The sequence below is a fragment of the Halomonas sp. Bachu 37 genome (genome assembly GCF_039691755.1).
In the GTDB taxonomy this organism is placed as follows: Bacteria; Pseudomonadota; Gammaproteobacteria; order Pseudomonadales; family Halomonadaceae; genus Vreelandella; species Vreelandella kashgarensis.
On the sequence record NZ_CP137552.1, the window covers coordinates 182,271 to 198,640 of the forward strand.

The following is a 16,370-nucleotide window of genomic DNA, read 5'->3' on the forward strand; positions in this document are numbered from 1 at the left end:
ATGTGATTTCTAATCGCATGGCCAAACCGGTGGATTAGATATTTTTTACTTTTGTTAAGGAAACGCTGCACAAATCCCACCGCAGCTGCCTGATTGGTACCGGCGGGGTATAATCTGACCTTCCTGCCACCGTCTGACAGAGCCACCCGATGAAGCAGATCTCGTTTGCCCAAGCCGAGCACCAGAACAAGAAAAAAGTCACCCGCCGCGAGCGGTTCCTGGCCCAGATGGAGGCGCTAGTGCCTTGGCAACGGCTGATCGATGCACTGTCGCCGTCCTACTTTCCCAACGCGGCAGGCAAGCGCGGCCGGCCCCCCATCGGCCTGGAGCGCATGCTGCGGATCTACTTCCTGCAGCAGTGGTACGCGCTTGCCGATGAGGCGCTCGAAGATGCCATCTACGATAGCCAGGCCATGCGTGACTTCATTGGTATCGACCTGGCCATCGAGAGTGTGCCGGACGCGACCACGCTGCTGCGTTTCCGCCACTTGTTGGAGAAGCATGCGCTGACCCAGCGGATCTTCGAGGAAATCAATGCCCATCTGACCGAGAAGGGCCTGTTCATGCGCGAGGGCACCATTGTCGATGCCACCATCGTGGCGGCGGCGCCTTCCACCAAGAACAAGGCCAAGCAACGCGATCCGGAGATGAAGCAGACCAGGAAGGGCAAGCAGTATTACTTTGGCATGAAGGCTCATATCGGCGTTGATGCCGTCACCGGGCTGGCTCACAGTGTCACTGCCACCTCGGCCAATGTCGCCGATGTCACCATGGTGAACCAGCTGGTCCGAGACGATGACAAGCAGGTATACGGCGACGCGGGTTACACCGGCATGTGGAAGTATCTGGACGAAGAGAAGGATGCCCCGGCCTCCCGCTGCTGTGTTGCCGCCAAGCGCAGCCCCATCAAGAAGATGGAAGACAGCCCCATGAAAACGCTGCTGCTGGCAATCGAGAAGGCCAAGGCCAGCATCCGCTCCAAGGTCGAGCATCCGTTTCATGTCATCAAGAACCTCTTCGGCTACCGCAAGGTGCGCTACAAGGGGTTGGCCAAGAACCAAGCGCAGCTATTCAGCCTGTTCGGACTGGCCAATTTGGTACTGGCGACACGATGCGAAGGCCGAGTTGACGGGGCCAGTGCGCCTTGAATCTGCCCTGTCAGCCGGATAGTCCGGCTGGCAGGAAAAACAGACCACCTAAGGTGGTTAGAAAATGATCGCTGACTCGGTGATTTTGCTACTCTGAGTCCTTCAGTCGCTCAGAGGCTAATTGATCAGCGGTTCCCTAGGGTTGGTACGCACACGGAATACATGATTTTGGTGGAGGCTGTAGTGGTCAAGTGTTTTTGGCCACCGAATTTTGAGTATTCCAGTAGTTCTTTTCTGCCACATTCGGCGGTAGGCCACCGTTATGCTTGTGCGGCCTGAGGCTGCTGTAGTAACCGATCATATAATCAGTGACAGATTGCTTCGCCGCCGCAACATTGGGGTAGCCAATCTCTGGCATCCATTCCGTTTTCAGACTCCTGAAGAAGCGCTCTGTCGGGGCATTATCCCAGCAATTGCCACGGCGACTGAGACTCTGCGTCATCCGGTAGCGCCAGAGCATCTGTCGGAATGCCAGGCTGGTGTACTGGCAACCCTGATCCGAATGAAACAGAATGTCCGGTGGCTCTCGACGCGATTCGTAGGCCATGGTCAGTGCCTTCTTCACCAGCTCCGTATTCGGAGACAAGGACAATGCCCAGCCCACGGGTTTACGGGCATACAAATCGATGACCACCGCCAGATAAGCCCAGCGTGCCCCTGTCCAAATATAGGTAATGTCGCCGGTCCATACCTGATTGGGCTCCTTTACGTCGAATTCCCGATCGAGAAAATTCGGGATATCCAGGTGCGGCTGATCCGCCTTCTTGTAGGCGTGGCTTGGCGGCTGTGTGCTCACCAGCCCCAACTGCTTCATCCGTCTGCTGGCCCGGTAACGACTCAGCGATGTTCCAGCCTGCGTGACCATTTTGGCGATGCTGCGAGCGCCGGCAGAGCCGTTACTGACGGTATGCGCCTCGACAACCTGGTCCAGCAGCTTCTGCTCAGTCTCACAGGGCCTTCTGTCCCGGTCACGCCAGGCCCGGTAGCTACTGCGATGCACCCCAAACACCTGGCACAAGTGCTGCACCGCATAGCTCTCTTCAAGTCGCTCGATTATCGAGAATTGTTCAGGGAGTCCGACATCAAGAGAGCAGTAGCCTTTTTTAATATTTCCTTCTCTTCCTCCACCCGCCGCAGCTTGCGCTTCAGTTCCTGAATCTCACGCTGTTCCGGCGTCAGAGCCTCACCTTTCAGCGGAGTCTTGCCTGCCCGCTCAGCACGAAGCCTGCGTACCCAATACTCCATGGTGGATTTGCCAACGCCCATGGCCTCACACGCCGCCTTCAGCGAGTAACCCTGATCGACCACGAGCTGGGCCGCCTCCAAGCGAAATTCCGGACTGAACGCTCTCTTCTTCGTCATCATCTGCACCTGACTGTCTATGTGAGTGATCATACACTCAAAATCAGGTGGCCAGATTCACTGTGCCACTACACCGCCAGCGCAGGGGGGGAGACGTTGACCGCCTAGCTGCTTCGCTGTTTGATGCCTCGGTCGATCTCAACCCGCATCAGATCGATGCTGCCCTGTTCGCCCTGCAGAACCCGCTGACCAAGGGGGTACTGCTCGCTGATGAGGTGGGGCTGGGTAAGACCATCGAAGCGGCGCTGGTGATTTGCCAGTACTGGGCAGAGCGTCGGCGTCGTTTGCTGGTGATTGCACCTGCTGCCCTGCGCAAGCAGTGGGCGACCGAGCTGGCCGAGAAGTTCCACTTGCCTACCCAGGTGCTGGATGCCCGCACCTACAAGCAACAGCGTGATCAGGGGATCTACGATCCGCTGGATCAGGATGTCATCAGCGTGATGTCCTACCACTTCGCGGCCAAGCTGGAGCCTCAGCTGCGCACCATCCCCTGGGATCTGGTGGTGATCGACGAGGCCCACAAGCTGCGTAACGCTCATCGCGAGAGTCATCGCACCGGGCAGGCTATTAAACGTGCCTTCGCCGGTAGTCGGAAGCTGCTGCTCACCGCCACGCCATTGCAGAACTCGCTGCTTGAATTCTACGGCCTTTCCACGGTGATCGACGACCAGCTGTTTGGCGATGCTATTAGCTTCCGCCGCCAATTCATGCGCGGCGGCAATGATATTGAGGGGCTGCGGCGCCGGCTGGAGGAGTTTGCTAAACGCACCCTGCGCCGCCAGGTGCTGGAGTATGTGCAGTACACAGAGCGCAAGGCGCTGACAATTCCCTTCACCCCGTCCCAGGATGAGCAGCGTCTCTACCATTTGGTATCCGGTTATCTGGAGCGCGAAGACAGCTATGGCGTGCCCACTCGCCAACGCCACCTGGTGTCTCTGGTCATACGCAAGCTGCTGGCGTCCTCCACCACTGCCATTATCCAGACGCTGGGGACCCTCAAGGAGCGACTCGAGTCGTTGCAGAATCGTCACCAGGTCGAACAGGACTGGCTGGAGCGGCTGCTGGCCGATGAGTCGCTTGATGAGGAGCTGTTGGAAGCAGCGGAAGCCGATGAAGTGGAGGAGGCCGATGCCCGGTATTTGGAACAAGAGGTCAATCCCACTCGCCTGCAGGGTGAGATCGCCGAAATCGAGCAGTACCTGAGCCTGGCTCGGGGGATTCACGAGGATGCCAAGTCCCATGCGCTGGTCACTGCGCTGGAAACAGGCTTCGCTCGCATGGATGAGATGGGGGCACCGCGTAAGGCGGTGGTGTTCACCGAATCCCGGCGCACGCTGGAGTACCTAAGCCGGTTTCTGGAGCGGAACGGCTTTGCCGATCAGGTTGTGACCTTCAGCGGCACCAACAACAGCCCCGGGGTGACGGGCATCTACCAGCGCTGGCTTACGGAGCATGCTGGCAGCGACCGTGTGACGGGCAGTCCCGCCATCGACCGCCGTACTGCCATCATCGACCATTTCCGAGACAAGGCGCAGATCCTGGTGGCCACCGAGGCGGCCGCCGAAGGGGTCAACCTGCAGTTCTGCAACCTGGTGGTGAACTACGATCTGCCTTGGAACCCTCAGCGGGTGGAGCAGCGTATAGGTCGCTGTCACCGCTACGGCCAGCAATTCGATGTGGTGGTGGTCAACTTCCTCAATCAGCGCAACGAGGCCGACAAGCGTGTGCTGGAGCTGTTGAGCGAGAAATTCCAGTTATTCGATGGCTTGTTTGGGGCCTCCGATGAAATTCTCGGACGGATGGAGTCGGGCGCGGATGTGGAGAAGCGCATTGCCGCTATTTATGCTACGTGCCGTACACCGGACGCAATTGAAGCGGCCTTCGCCGAGCTGCGTGAGCAACTGGAGGCCAATATCGATGCCCGTATGAGGGAGACGGAGAGCAAGCTGCTGGAGCATTTCGACGAACAGATCCACGACCTGCTGCGCGTTCAGCGCGATAAGGCCGAGGCTCAGCTCGACCGCACCGGCAAGCTGTTCTGGAAGTTGACCCGCCACTGCCTGGCGGAGCAGGCCAAGTTCAACGACAGCAGCCTGACCTTTCACTTGGAGGCCTCTCCGGTAGAGAGCGTGCCTGCCGGTGACTACTGGCTGATTCGCAAGGGGAAGGGCATCAAGCCGCCCGAGCATGCCCACGTTTATCGGCTGACCCATGCGCTGGGCGAGCATGTTCTCGATAGCGCGCGCCGCCGAGAGACGCCGGTCGCCACCCTGCGCTTCCATCTGTCCGATCACCCGCTGAGAATCTCGGTACTCGAACAGCTCACCACCCGCAGTGGATGGCTGGAGCTGAATCTGCTCGAGCTGGACAGCTTCCAGCATGAGGAGCACCTCGTCTTCACTGCCCTGGCCGACGATGGCACACACCTTGACCAGGAGGCTTGTGAGCGGCTCTTCAACGTGACGGCGGTGGTAGTACCCGATAGCGCACCCGAAGCCCCTCAGGAGCTCCCTGCGCTGGCCAAGCGGCAGCTGGATGCCACCCTTAGCCGTGTGCTTGAGGAAAATCACAGCTACTTCCAGCGCGAGCGCGACAAGCTGGAGGCCTGGGCCGATGATCAGGTCGCTTCCAGTGAAGCGCAGCTGGAGGACACGCGGGCCAAGATCAAGGATGCCAAGCGCCGCTCACGCACCGCCGAGACCCTTGAGGAGCAGAAGGCCGCGCAGGAAGCGCTCAAGACGCTTGAGCGTCAGCAGCGCAGTGACCGCCAGGCGATCTTCGACGTGCAAGATGAGATCGAGGAGAAGCGCGATGCGCTCATCGATGCCCTGGAGCGCCAGATGCACCGCAAGAGCCAGACGCATCGCTTGTTCCGGATACGCTGGGAGCTTGCATGAATCCGCGCAACACATGACGTGAAGGTGTGCTGGCCGGTATCATTCTGGCAAACGAATCAACAGGGGCTGAGCTTGGCGCTCAGCCCCGTTTTGCGCATATCGCATTGATTTTTAAAATCTTTGCAAGGGATGATGGGATTGCCCAATGAATGTAGCAACAGTCGACGGTAATAAGGAACGCTTCATCAAGCTGCTCCATGAGCTGTTCCAGCTCGACAAGCCGGAGCTGGACTTCGGGCTTTATCGCATCATGCACGCCAAGAGCGACCAGCTCTCCCGGTTCATCCGCGAGGACCTGGCCCAGGCCATTGAAGAGGCGTTTGCCGAGCAGGGCGAACAGCAGCTGGCAGCGATGCGTCAGGAGATTGAGGAGAAGCGCCGTCAGGCCGAAGAGCTGGGCGCCCCGGACCCGGACAGCGCCCCAGCGGTGAAGCAGGCGCGGGCCGCCTACGATGTGGCCAAGCGCGAGCAGAACGCCTCGGCGGATATCTACGACCATCTCTACCGCTTCTTCTCCCGCTACTACGACAAAGGCGACTTCATGAGTCGCCGCCACCACGTCGCCGAGAATGACAGTCGGGCCGCCCCCTATGCGGTGCCCTACGATGGGCGAGAGATCTACCTCCACTGGGCCAACAAGGACCAGTACTACGTCAAGTCCTCCGAGACGCTGGCCAACTTCACCTTCAACCTGAACGAGGCGCTGAAGAAGCTGCAGGGCTCGGCTGCTCAGGCCGGCCTTGGCTTCGATTCAGTGGATGCCGCGCTCAAGGTGCACTGCCGTGTGGTGGACGCCACCGAAGGTGAGCATAACGATGTGAAGGAGAGCACCGAGCGCTTCTTCATCATCCACCACGACGAGCCGGTGCGCCTGGAAGGTGCCGACCTGGTACTGCAGTTCGAGTATCGGCCAGACCCGGACAAGACCGGACAGAGTGGCACTTGGCAGAAGAAGCGCCTCGAGGAGGCCGAAGAGATCATCATGGCGGCGCTGCGCCTCACCGATGGCGTAGCTGCCTTCCGAGAAGGACTGGCTACCCGGGCGCCGACGGACAAGCAAAAAGAGCGCACCCTGCTGGGCAAGTACCTGCAGCAGTATACTGCCCGCAACACCATGGACTATTTTATCCACAAGGATCTGGGCGGGTTTCTCACCCGCGAGCTGGATTTCTATATCAAGAACGAAATCTTGCGGCTGGATGACATCGACAATGCTGATGTGCTAATAGTCGAGCAGCAGCTCAAAAAAATTCAGGTGCTGCGCAAGATTGCCAAGCAGATAATTCGTTTCCTTGCGCAGCTTGAAAACTTTCAGAAAAAGCTTTGGTTGAAGAAGAAGTTTGTTACAAAAGTTGGGTATGGGATAACTATTGATAGACTTTCTCATGTTCCGAGGCTTTTAGAGTCTGCGCTTTTGAACGGAAGGCAACTCCAGGCCTGGAGTGAGATTTACGGAATTGACCCGGCTGAAATTAAAGAAGCATTGAGGGCGGGTGGTGCTGCATCCATTCTGGAAAGCAATGTTTTTAAATACTTGGTTTTGGATACAGGGAATTTTGGTCCTGGATTTAGAGATGAGCTGATTTCAAGCTTTGAGTCGATAGACGAAGCTTGTGATGGTGTTGTTGTAAAGTCAGATAATTTTCAAGCCCTTAATGTTGCCTTTAGGAAATACGAAAAAAAAGTAAGGGGAATATATATTGACCCGCCTTATAATACGGATGCCGGGCCAATCTTGTACAAGAATGGCTACAAGTCAAGCTCGTGGAGCTCAATGCTCAATGACAGAATTGCTTTAGGCTCTGGCCTTTTGAAAGAGAATGGCGTTATTTGTGCGACCATTGATGATTATCAGTTTAACGAACTAAGCTATATACTTAAAGGGAATTTTGGTAGCCAAAACCACCTTGGAACTGTGACGGTGCGAAATAACCCTTCAGGCCGCCCAGTGCCGAGAGGCTTTTCCCAATCGCATGAATATGCACTTTTCTTTGGGAAGTCAAAGCAAAGCTATGTCGGGCTTCTTCCTAGAAATGAAAAGCAAATGGCACGGTATCGTCATTCTGATGATGATGGCCCATACATGTGGGAGCTATTCAGAAAAAGAGGGTCCGGTTCGGAAAGAAAAGATCGTCCTTCACTGTATTACCCTATTTTTGTTAAAGGTGGTAGCGTTAGAATCCCCAAGATGCAGTGGGATGATGAAAAGAGGGAATGGATTTTAAAAGAAGATCCAATTGGCTCTGAGTGTGTGGTATACCCGACTGACTCAAAGGGTGTAGCACGCCGCTGGCGGGGAGAGCCAGAAAAATTAAAGAAGAATAATGAGAGTTATAAGGCAGAGGTGAAAGACGGTGAGATAGTTGTTTACTACAAGTTTAGGCCGAAGTCAAACGGTGTGCTGCCTTTAACAACCTGGGCTGATGCTAAATATTCAGCTACTGAGCATGGAACTGGGTTCCTGAAGAATTTTTTCACTGATTATAATGTCTTTACTTATCCAAAATCAATTTATGCTGTTCAAGATTGTCTGCACTTGATGTCAGATGAAGATGAGGAATGTTTTTTTGCAGACTTCTATGCCGGGTCTGGCACAACAGCACATGCTGTAATTGAGATGAATAGAGCAGGGCGTAGGCATAAATGCTTTCTGGCTGAAGTCAATGATTATTTTGACACTGTTCTGTTGCCAAGGGTTATGAAGGCCGTCTACGCAGCGAGTTGGAGTGATGGATATCCTGTCACAACAAAAGGTGGGGAAAATTCTGGAGTAAGTCACTGTTTCAAGTATTTAGTTCTTGAAAGCTATGATGACACCCTGAACAACCTCGAGCTGGACGATAACCCCCAGCGCGACGCGCTGATGGAACAGAACCCGGAGCTGCGCCGCGACTACACCCTCAAGTACCTGCTCGACGTGGAAACCCGTGGCTCGTCGAGTCTGCTCAATACCGAGTGGTTCCGCGATCCGGAAGGCTACACCCTGAAGGTCAAGCAGCCCGGCAGCGACGAGACCCGGGAAACGGCCGTCGACCTGGTCGAGACCTTCAATTGGCTGATTGGTCTGCATGTCACTCACCTCGACAAGCCCCGCACCTACGTCGCCCGCTTCGAGCGCGAGGAAGACCCCGAGCTGCCGGAGGACCAGCACACCCGGCTCAGAGCGGTTAGCCTGCGTGAGAACGAAGACGGTGCCTACTGGATTCGCCAGGTGGAGGGGCATGTGCGCCGTATCCCGGGCAGCGACGAGGACCTGGCCAAGGTGTTGGTGGTGTGGCGCAAGCTGACCGACGACCCCGAGAAGGATGCCGCGGTGCTGGAGGCGCTTCTGGAAAAGTACAAGATCGGCACCACCGACAGTGAGTTCGATGCCATCTACATCAACGGCCCGCACGGCTTGAACCTGACCGGCAGTGCGCGTAGCCGAGTGCATAGCCTGGAAGAGACCTTCCATGCCCGCATGTGGGAGGGATGTGACGATGAGCTCTGAAGCCAACGCCCCTACCTGCTGGATCGTTGCCGGCCCCAATGGGGCTGGCAAAACGACCTTTGCGCTTCACTACCTGCCCCAGGTGGCCAAATGTGCGCGCTTTATCAACGCCGACCTGATTGCTGCCGGTCTCTCGCCCCTGGCGCCGGAGAGGGAGCTGCTTGCCGCCAGTCGCATCTTCCTGCGTGAGATCGAAGATGCGATCGAGGAAGGCGAGGATTTCGCTTTCGAGACGACACTTTCGGGGCGGGGCTATCTGAGCCTGGTGAAGCGGCTGCTCGCTACGGGCTGGCGAGTCGAGCTGGTCTACCTGGCGCTCCCCTCGGCGGAGATGTCACGTCTACGTGTGGCAGAGCGAGTATCTCATGGTGGCCACAATATCCCGCTAAAGGACATTCAGCGCCGCTTCCCACGCAGCCTGCACAACCTGCTGACGCTCTACGCGCCCTGCGTTTCCCGGGCGCGCTGCTTCATGAATGCTGGCGGCACCCCGGAGCCGGTCTTTGAACAGACTGGACAAGAGCGCCATATTCTCGATGACCGCTACTACAACCTACTTGTCAAGGAGGCACGGCCATGACTCAGTTGGCACAGGACACTCAGGAGATGCTCGATAGCCTCCGAACCGCAGTCGCTGACACCCTAGACCGTAAGCGTCGACTCGGCCAGTACGCCGTGATCTGGCAAGACGGCAAGCCTGTGCTGGTGGGTGAGGATGCGCCGGCAAAGCCGATGGAGGAGCAGGACGAGCAGGGCCGGGAGTCGCACTGATGGCACGGAGGCCACGTCAAACCAAGATCAAGCAGCTCAGTGCCAAGAGCGACTTCCTTAAGAAGCTGATACTCAACCAGTGGGTGCTGACGCGCTTCGGTATCGACCCGCTGGAGCAATACCGAGACGGCGGCAGCCGGGTGCGTCCGATTACCCTGCTCAACAAGACGCTCAAGGAGAGTGACCCCAGGCTGACCGGTGATCGCCACCACCACTATCTCCACGCCTTGCTGGGTAGCTATCAGCCCACCTGGAAGTACGGTGAGGAGGATCTGAAGCGCTTCGACGCCAACATCGTGGAACACACCGATGCCCTCAACCAGCAGCGTGAGACCGAGGTCGATTGGAAATACTTCCAGTGGCTGACCCTGCTGTTCGTTGAGATCTACCTCCACGAGTACTTCCGCGACCGCGAGGCGCTCAAGGCCAGCCTCAACCGCCAGGTCGAACGGTTCAATAGCTACTGGCAGGGACAAGGCTACCAGACCGGTATCGGCCCCTATGAGGACGATGACCTTAACAAGCTGTGCCTGCAAAACGCCACGGGGTCGGGCAAGACGCTGCTGATGCACACGAACGTGCGTCAGTTCCGGCATTACGCTCGCAAGAATCATCGTATCGCCGACTACGGCCAGATCATTCTGATTACGCCCAACGAGCGCCTCAGTGAGCAACACTTGCTGGAGTGCCGCGATTCCTGCCTGGAGGCGGAGCGCCTGAGCCAGGACGGTGGTGACCTGTTTAGCGGCGAGAGGAAATCGCTGAGCCGTGTTGCCGTGACCGAAATTACCAAGCTCGGCATCGAGCAGGGCAAGAAGACCATGGCGGTGGACAGCTTCGGCGATGGCAACCTGCTGCTGGTCGATGAAGGGCACCGCGGGCTAGGATCGGCGAGCGAAGAGAAGGGGTGGCTGTCGCATCGCAACAAGCTGGCCGGGCGTGGCTTTACCTTCGAGTACTCAGCCACCTTCAAGGAAGCCGTGGTGGCCGCCAAGGATGCTGCGGTGGAGGAGACCTACGCCAAGAGCATCCTGTTCGATTACGGCTACCGCTACTTCTACGAAGATGGTTACGGCAAGGATTACCGAATCTTCAACCTGCCGGAGAAGGAGACACAGCAGCGCTACACCTACCTTACGGCGGCACTGCTGGCCTTCCACCAGCAGCAGCGCTATTACCAGGAAGAACACAGCCAGCTGACCCAGTGGAACCTGGCCGCACCGCTGTGGGTGTTCGTCGGGGCCAGCGTGGTCAAGGATGACGGCAGTAAGGAGACTGCCAAGAACTATAATGAGCGAGCTGCAGATATTGCCCAGATATTGGGCTTTCTGGCCTGGTTCCTCGGAGAGAAGGATGAGGCCCGCCGGGCGCTCAGTGCCGTCTACGAGGGGGATGCGGCAATTACCGGGCTGATTGACAAGCAAGGCAATGAGATCTTCTCGGGTAGCTTTCCTTGGCTCAAGTCGCAGGGTCCTTCTGTCGAGGAGCTGCACCACGACATCCTCACCCACACCTTCCATGCCCCGGGCGGCGGCACACTGAATGTAGATCGAATCACCGGTGATTCTGGCGAGCTATTGCTGAAGGTGGGTGAAGCGGAGCAGCCCTTCGGCCTGATCAACGTGGGCGATGCCTTGGGCCTGGCAGAGCACCTGGAAAAGCTCAAGATCAAGCACCTTCAAGTACGCAAGTCGGAGCTGGCCAAGCCCATCTTCGCTGAGGTCACCCGCGAGAGCTCGCCGGTCAACCTGCTGATCGGCTCCAAGAAGTTCATTGAGGGCTGGAACTGCTGGCGTGTCTCCAGCATGGGGCTGATGAACACCGGCAAGAAGGAGGGCTCGCAGATCATCCAGCTGTTCGGGCGCGGTGTGCGTTTGAAAGGCCGCGACATGAGCCTGATGCGCTCCAGCCGGCTCGCACCAGTTACTGCGCCCAAGCACCTCTATCTGCTTGAGACCCTCAACGTCTTCGGCGTCGGCGCCGACTTCATGGCGACCTTCCGGGATTTCCTGGAGGACGAGGGCCTGCCGGGCAACGACCAGCCCGAGATCCATACGCTCAAGCTGAACGTGATGGAGGACGTGGGCAAGTCGCTGAAGATGCTGCGTCCCAAGGTCCGACAGGACACCAAGCAGGCCTACAGCTTTCATCGCGACGGCCCCCTGGTGCGCTTCGGGCACCCTGTGGCTACCGTCGGTAGCGGTTTCCGTCATGAGCTGGGCCTGACGCAGGATATCGTGCTCAAGGAGCGCAAGGTAGAGCTTGACCGCTACCCCGGGTCGAAAGCCTACAGGCCTCGGGCGTGAAGGGTGTAATGGCCAAGCCCGGTCAGGCCAAGCAGCACGAGCGCTACTTCGATGACGAGCGCTTGCTGTTTCTGGACATGGCCGCCCTTGAGCGAGACCTGGAGCGCTACAGGCGAGCCCGTGGCTATGCCAACTTGCTCATCTATGCCAGCCGACTCCCGGCGCTACTGAAGAGTCAGGTGTGGTACAGGCTGCTGGTCCCCGAGGACCAGTGGAAGCTGCATGCCGACAACTTCCAACGCTACCAGAGCATGGCGCTGGAGCTCCTGTCGCTGCTGATGGATCGGGTCTTCAACTACCACCGCCGCGCCTACTTGGAGCCGCGCATGGAGCTGGTCGCGCTCGAGGATGCCCGAGGCAACCTGCCGGATACCAAGGAGTATCAGCTGATCGTCGACGGCAGCGAATCGGCGTTGATCGACGACATCAAGCAGATGAAGGAAACCATCGAAAAGCAGCGCCAGGGTATGTATCGGTCGTCCAAGGCCAACGGCGTCAGCGCCGTGCAAATCGGGGCGCACCTATACAATCCGCTGCTGCATCTGGGCAAGGACAGCCGTATCCGCGTCGAGCCTGTTGCCCTTAACGACAGCGAGTTCCGCTTCGTTGAGGACCTGAAAGGTTGGCTGGAGCGAAACCATCAGGCGATAGCGGAACGTGGCGAACAACTATACCTGCTGCGCAACCTGGTGAAGCAAGGCATCGGCTTCTTCGAGGCGGGTGGGTTCTACCCCGACTTCGTTCTCTGGCATGTGCAGGACGACCGCCAGCGCATCGTCTTCGTCGACCCCCATGGGCTACGCCATACCGGGCCCAAGGATGAGAAGATCGAGTTCGGAGAGCGCATCAAGGATGTGGAGCGGCGCCTGAAGAGCGAGCACGTCGAGCTGGAGAGCGTCATCCTGGCGCCTACCAGTACCACGCGGGAGTGGATTACCAGCCACTGGGGCATGACCGCTGAGGAGCTGCGTGCCAAGCACGTGCTGTTCATGTCGGATTCGAACTACCTGGATAGCTTGATGCAGGTGGTAGCAGGCCAACCGGCCGAAGAAGCGACTCTGCAGCCATGACTTCTTCTGCCTATCTCCATTCCAGCTTCACCCACCGTTAAGTCCGCTCGGTGATGAAGATGATGGGCCTGCCCAATACCTATAGTATCGAGGCTGAGGTGTTCGGTCGAGATGGTGCTCGATGAGCAGGCGGCGCACTCCAGCAACGGCTAGGTGCTGATGCTGGAGTGGCATTATGCCCACGAGAGTAGGAGGGTGGTAGCTGAGGTGACTCCGAGTGGTTGGCGCAGTGTAGTGGCCAAGCATTGAAGGGGCAGCTGCGCTGGTTGCGGTTTGGTTGCCGACTGAGTGAATTCCGTGTGAGCCATGTAATGAGTGGAAATACGTAAGCCTCTGAAATTACTGAGCTATGCGTTGCAGGCGCGATCCTCGAAACGGCTTGGTTGCACTCATAATCCCTTGGTCGTAGGTTCAAGTCCTACTGGGCCCACCAATTTTTATTGACTGCAATATCCCCTCATTGATCGCTTTCCCTGAAAGTAAGCAACTAGCCTTCATCAGTACCGGTCTCGCGGTATTTTCTGATCAAGTAATGAATCTGTGCTCAACGGATGGTGGGCGACGTTCAGTATCAAGCCACCACGGTCACCAGGCGCTACTGAGTCGTTGTTGCATTGAAAGAGCGGCTGCCTCGGCCGGCTGAGGCTCATGCATGTAGAATCCTTGAATCTGGTCGCAAGCCTTCTGGCGCAGGTAGTCCACTTGTGCCGCCGACTCGACACCTTCGGCAACTACCGTCAAGCCCAGGCTCTTGCCGAGGTCGATGATGGCCTCCGTGAGGTTCCTGTCATCGGCACTATCGACGAGATCTTGAATGAACGAGCCGTCTATCTTGATGGTGTCGAGAGGGAATGCCTTTAGCTTGGAGAGAGAGGAGTAGCCGGTACCAAAGTCGTCGATTGCGATATGCACGCCGAGTTTGCGTAGTCCGTTCAAGATACCGATGGCTCTGGGTATGTTCAGCATCATCATGCTCTCGGTGATTTCCACCTCTAATAGCTCAGGCGCCATACCAGTTACCTGGAGTGCACCTTCGATGTCCCTCAACAAGCCATCATCATGAAATTGCCGTGCCGAGAGATTGACCGCCATGCTCAGGGCAGGAAAGCCCGCCTTTTGCCAGGCGACGTTCTGGCGGCAGGCGGTGTAGAGTACCCAGCGGCCAATGGGAACGATGAGTCCGTTCTCTTCCGCCAGCGGAATGAATTGTTTGGGCATTATCAGCCCGAGCTCTGGGTGCTGCCAGCGAAGCAGCGCTTCCATACCAATTATCTGGCCGGTTTTCATGTCCAGCTTGGATTGGTAATAGAGCTGGAATTCCTGGCGCTCCAGTGCGTTGCGCAGGCCTGACTCAAGCGCTAGGCGCTCCAGTGAGTCCGATTTCAGTTGCGCCGAGTAAAATTGAGCGTTGTTCTTCCCCTTTTCCTTGGCATGATACATCGCTACGTCGGCATGCTTCATCAGGGTTTGCTCGTCTTCTCCATCGGCCGGACACCGGGCAACGCCGATACTGACCGTGACGCGAAATTCTTGACCTACCAGAGTGAAGGGGGCGCTGACAGCGGTCAGAATCTTGTTGACGACTTGGGTGATCTGATTCGTCTCCGTGCTTTCGGGAAGGAGGATGACGAATTCATCGCCTCCCAGGCGGGCTACCGTGTCGCTTTCACGTACCGACTTACATAGCCGTTGGCTGACTTCTTGTAGCAGTTCATCTCCCGCATCATGACCCAATGAATCGTTAATGGTCTTGAATCGGTCCAGGTCAAGAAAGAGCAGTGCCAATGGCCTGTCGTAGCGACGCGCATGCTGCATGCACTTGGTCAGCAGTTGGCTGAAGAAAGCTCGGTTGGGCAAGCCTGTCAAGTTGTCATGGAAGGCCAAGTACTCGGCGCGCTGGGCATGGCGCAGGCGCTCATTGAGTACCTTGGCCTGGGTCTTGCGGAGTTTCCAGCTGAGACGGCCGAGAAGTGCCAGTACGGAGAGCGCGATAATGCTGATCAGCGTGGCTCGCCAATAGTAGCTACGTTGCAGAGTTTCGGCTGCGGCCATCTGCTCAGTCAACGAAAGGCCGAGTACGATGGTTACAGGGAACTCGAACAGCGGCCTGGCCACGGTGTAACGATGTACACCGTCCCATTCGTTGACGCTCACCCGAGCGGGCCCGTCGAGAGCGCTGTTGTCGTCCAGCAGCACAGCACGGTCGACCTGGCCTCCCGTGCGGATGGTGTCGCCGGTGCGGCGGACAAGGAAGGTGCCGTCGGCTCCCAGCAGGGCCAGGACACCATGATTCCCCAACGTATCCGACTCGTAGCCGCTAACGAAATAGGAAGCGCTGACCAGAAGGGTTACCTGTCCCAGTTCGTCCTGCTCATTGTTCGTCAAATGTCGGCTGAAGATTAGCCGGCTTTCTTCTTTCGGGGCCTGCGGGAGCGATAGTCCGATTTTTATGCCTTCCTGTTCAGGCGCTAGGGAAGCGACTTGCTCGATGGGCGTATCGTGCGTGCTGGCCAAGATATTCCCTGCGGCATCGCTGATACGAACCTCGAACAGCAGGGTGGGGGGAAGCAAGTCCCTCTGACGCAAGCTTTCCAGCGTTTCCTGAGGGGAGCGGCGCTCGGCGAGACTGTAGCGGACCAGTTTCAGAGTGGTGTCGATCTCTCGCAGAGCACGAACGACCTGGGCTTCATAGGTCTCGGTCATATCCACCGCTAGCAGGGCCGCCCGGCGGTCGGCGGCTTGCTGTTCCCGTTCGGCCAGGCTCAGGGTGACAATCCAAATCGCAGCCAGGACCAGCAGGGCGAGGCTCGGAAACAGCACTGCTGGCTCGATAAGACGATGCAGCCAGCTTTGCTTGATGGAGTAAGGGTCAGCATCTTTGCTGACGTGGGTGGAATCAATCAATCGTCACCACCCGCAAGCGTTCGTCGAGATAAGTATCGTCTAGATACCCAATTGCAGCGACGTGTTCAGCGACGAAATTGGCCATGGTCTTGCTGTCCGCTAAACTGCGTGGCGGCTGGCCTCGGCCGGTGAATATCAGCCGTGACCAGTGCATCTTGATTTGGGCGGGGGTCTGTCCCAGGTACTTTCGGTAGAACGTGACATAAACCGATGAACTTTCGCGCAGGTCGATGGGCATTGCTGGCTGGCCCGTCGGGAAGCGGCTCGAACGGCCTAAATAGATGTCGGCAAGTTCGCTGCGGGTGAGAGTGGCAAGCGGGTTCTGTGCGGATACCACCACCACGACTTCGGCCAAGGCAAAATTCGAGACTAGGCAGAGGAGTAGGCTGCAGCCGATACGCTTGATTCGTGTAGGCATTCTT

10 protein-coding genes are annotated in these 16,370 nt (G+C 57.5%); 7 read left to right on the forward strand and 3 right to left on the reverse strand.

What is annotated here, in order from left to right:
- Window positions 1–149 precede the first annotated feature (149 nt).
- On the forward strand, window positions 150–1,148 hold the full coding sequence (locus tag R5M92_RS00775; RefSeq protein WP_346795917.1) for an IS5 family transposase: 999 nt from the start codon (window positions 150–152) through the stop codon (window positions 1,146–1,148).
- A 187-nt stretch (window positions 1,149–1,335) separates the two neighbouring features.
- Here the strand turns inward: R5M92_RS00775 and R5M92_RS00780 are convergent.
- Window positions 1,336–2,510 (reverse strand): IS3 family transposase gene (locus tag R5M92_RS00780; RefSeq protein ID WP_346795833.1). Its coding sequence is split into 2 segments (ribosomal slippage): window positions 1,336–2,255 and window positions 2,255–2,510, totalling 1,176 coding nucleotides; the frame shifts between segments, so codons are not numbered across the junction.
- Window positions 2,511–2,572: 62 nt separating this feature from the next.
- Here R5M92_RS00780 and R5M92_RS00785 point away from each other — a divergent pair.
- The 6 genes from R5M92_RS00785 to R5M92_RS00810 all read left to right on the forward strand — a co-directional run bounded on the left by R5M92_RS00785 (window position 2,573) and on the right by R5M92_RS00810 (window position 13,044).
- Window positions 2,573–5,407, forward strand: coding sequence for an SNF2-related protein (locus R5M92_RS00785; protein ID WP_346797115.1), 2,835 nt, complete (start codon window positions 2,573–2,575; stop codon window positions 5,405–5,407).
- Window positions 5,408–5,552: 145 nt separating this feature from the next.
- A complete protein-coding gene (locus R5M92_RS00790; protein ID WP_346797116.1) occupies window positions 5,553–8,897 on the forward strand; it encodes a DNA methyltransferase in 3,345 nt (1,114 codons plus the stop codon).
- Complete coding sequence (locus R5M92_RS00795; RefSeq protein WP_346797117.1) at window positions 8,887–9,477, forward strand: zeta toxin family protein; 591 nt, start codon at window positions 8,887–8,889, stop codon at window positions 9,475–9,477. Before R5M92_RS00790 ends, R5M92_RS00795 begins: the two co-directional genes overlap by 11 nt.
- Window positions 9,474–9,668: a hypothetical protein gene (locus R5M92_RS00800; protein ID WP_346797118.1), complete on the forward strand. Its 195-nt coding sequence runs from the start codon at window positions 9,474–9,476 to the stop codon at window positions 9,666–9,668. The genes R5M92_RS00795 and R5M92_RS00800 overlap by 4 nt, the downstream gene beginning before the upstream one ends.
- Window positions 9,668–11,974, forward strand: a complete 2,307-nt coding sequence (locus R5M92_RS00805; protein WP_346797119.1) for a DEAD/DEAH box helicase family protein — start codon at window positions 9,668–9,670, stop codon at window positions 11,972–11,974. The genes R5M92_RS00800 and R5M92_RS00805 overlap by 1 nt, the downstream gene beginning before the upstream one ends.
- Before the next feature lie 8 nt (window positions 11,975–11,982).
- Window positions 11,983–13,044 carry a hypothetical protein gene (locus tag R5M92_RS00810; protein WP_346797120.1) on the forward strand — a complete coding sequence of 354 codons (1,062 nt, stop codon included), beginning with the start codon at window positions 11,983–11,985 and terminating at the stop codon, window positions 13,042–13,044.
- A 585-nt stretch (window positions 13,045–13,629) separates the two neighbouring features.
- Here R5M92_RS00810 and R5M92_RS00815 read toward each other — a convergent pair.
- The gene (locus R5M92_RS00815) at window positions 13,630–15,948 is read right to left on the reverse strand and encodes a putative bifunctional diguanylate cyclase/phosphodiesterase (protein WP_346797121.1); all 2,319 of its coding nucleotides are present in this window, start codon (window positions 15,946–15,948) and stop codon (window positions 13,630–13,632) included.
- Window positions 15,941–16,366: a phosphate ABC transporter substrate-binding protein gene (locus tag R5M92_RS00820; protein WP_346797122.1), complete on the reverse strand. Its 426-nt coding sequence runs from the start codon at window positions 16,364–16,366 to the stop codon at window positions 15,941–15,943. The genes R5M92_RS00815 and R5M92_RS00820 overlap by 8 nt, the downstream gene beginning before the upstream one ends.
- Between the last annotated feature and the right edge of the window lie 4 nt (window positions 16,367–16,370).

Coding starts and splice junctions, on each gene's coding strand:
- R5M92_RS00800 (WP_346797118.1), top strand. CDS start 9,474: ATGACTCAGTTGGCACAGGACACTCAGGAGATGCTCGATAGCCTCCGA.
- R5M92_RS00775 (WP_346795917.1), top strand. CDS start 150: ATGAAGCAGATCTCGTTTGCCCAAGCCGAGCACCAGAACAAGAAAAAA.
- R5M92_RS00810 (WP_346797120.1), top strand. CDS start 11,983: ATGGCCAAGCCCGGTCAGGCCAAGCAGCACGAGCGCTACTTCGATGAC.
- R5M92_RS00790 (WP_346797116.1), top strand. CDS start 5,553: ATGAATGTAGCAACAGTCGACGGTAATAAGGAACGCTTCATCAAGCTG.
- R5M92_RS00820 (WP_346797122.1), bottom strand. CDS start 16,366: ATGCCTACACGAATCAAGCGTATCGGCTGCAGCCTACTCCTCTGCCTA.
- R5M92_RS00795 (WP_346797117.1), top strand. CDS start 8,887: ATGAGCTCTGAAGCCAACGCCCCTACCTGCTGGATCGTTGCCGGCCCC.
- R5M92_RS00805 (WP_346797119.1), top strand. CDS start 9,668: ATGGCACGGAGGCCACGTCAAACCAAGATCAAGCAGCTCAGTGCCAAG.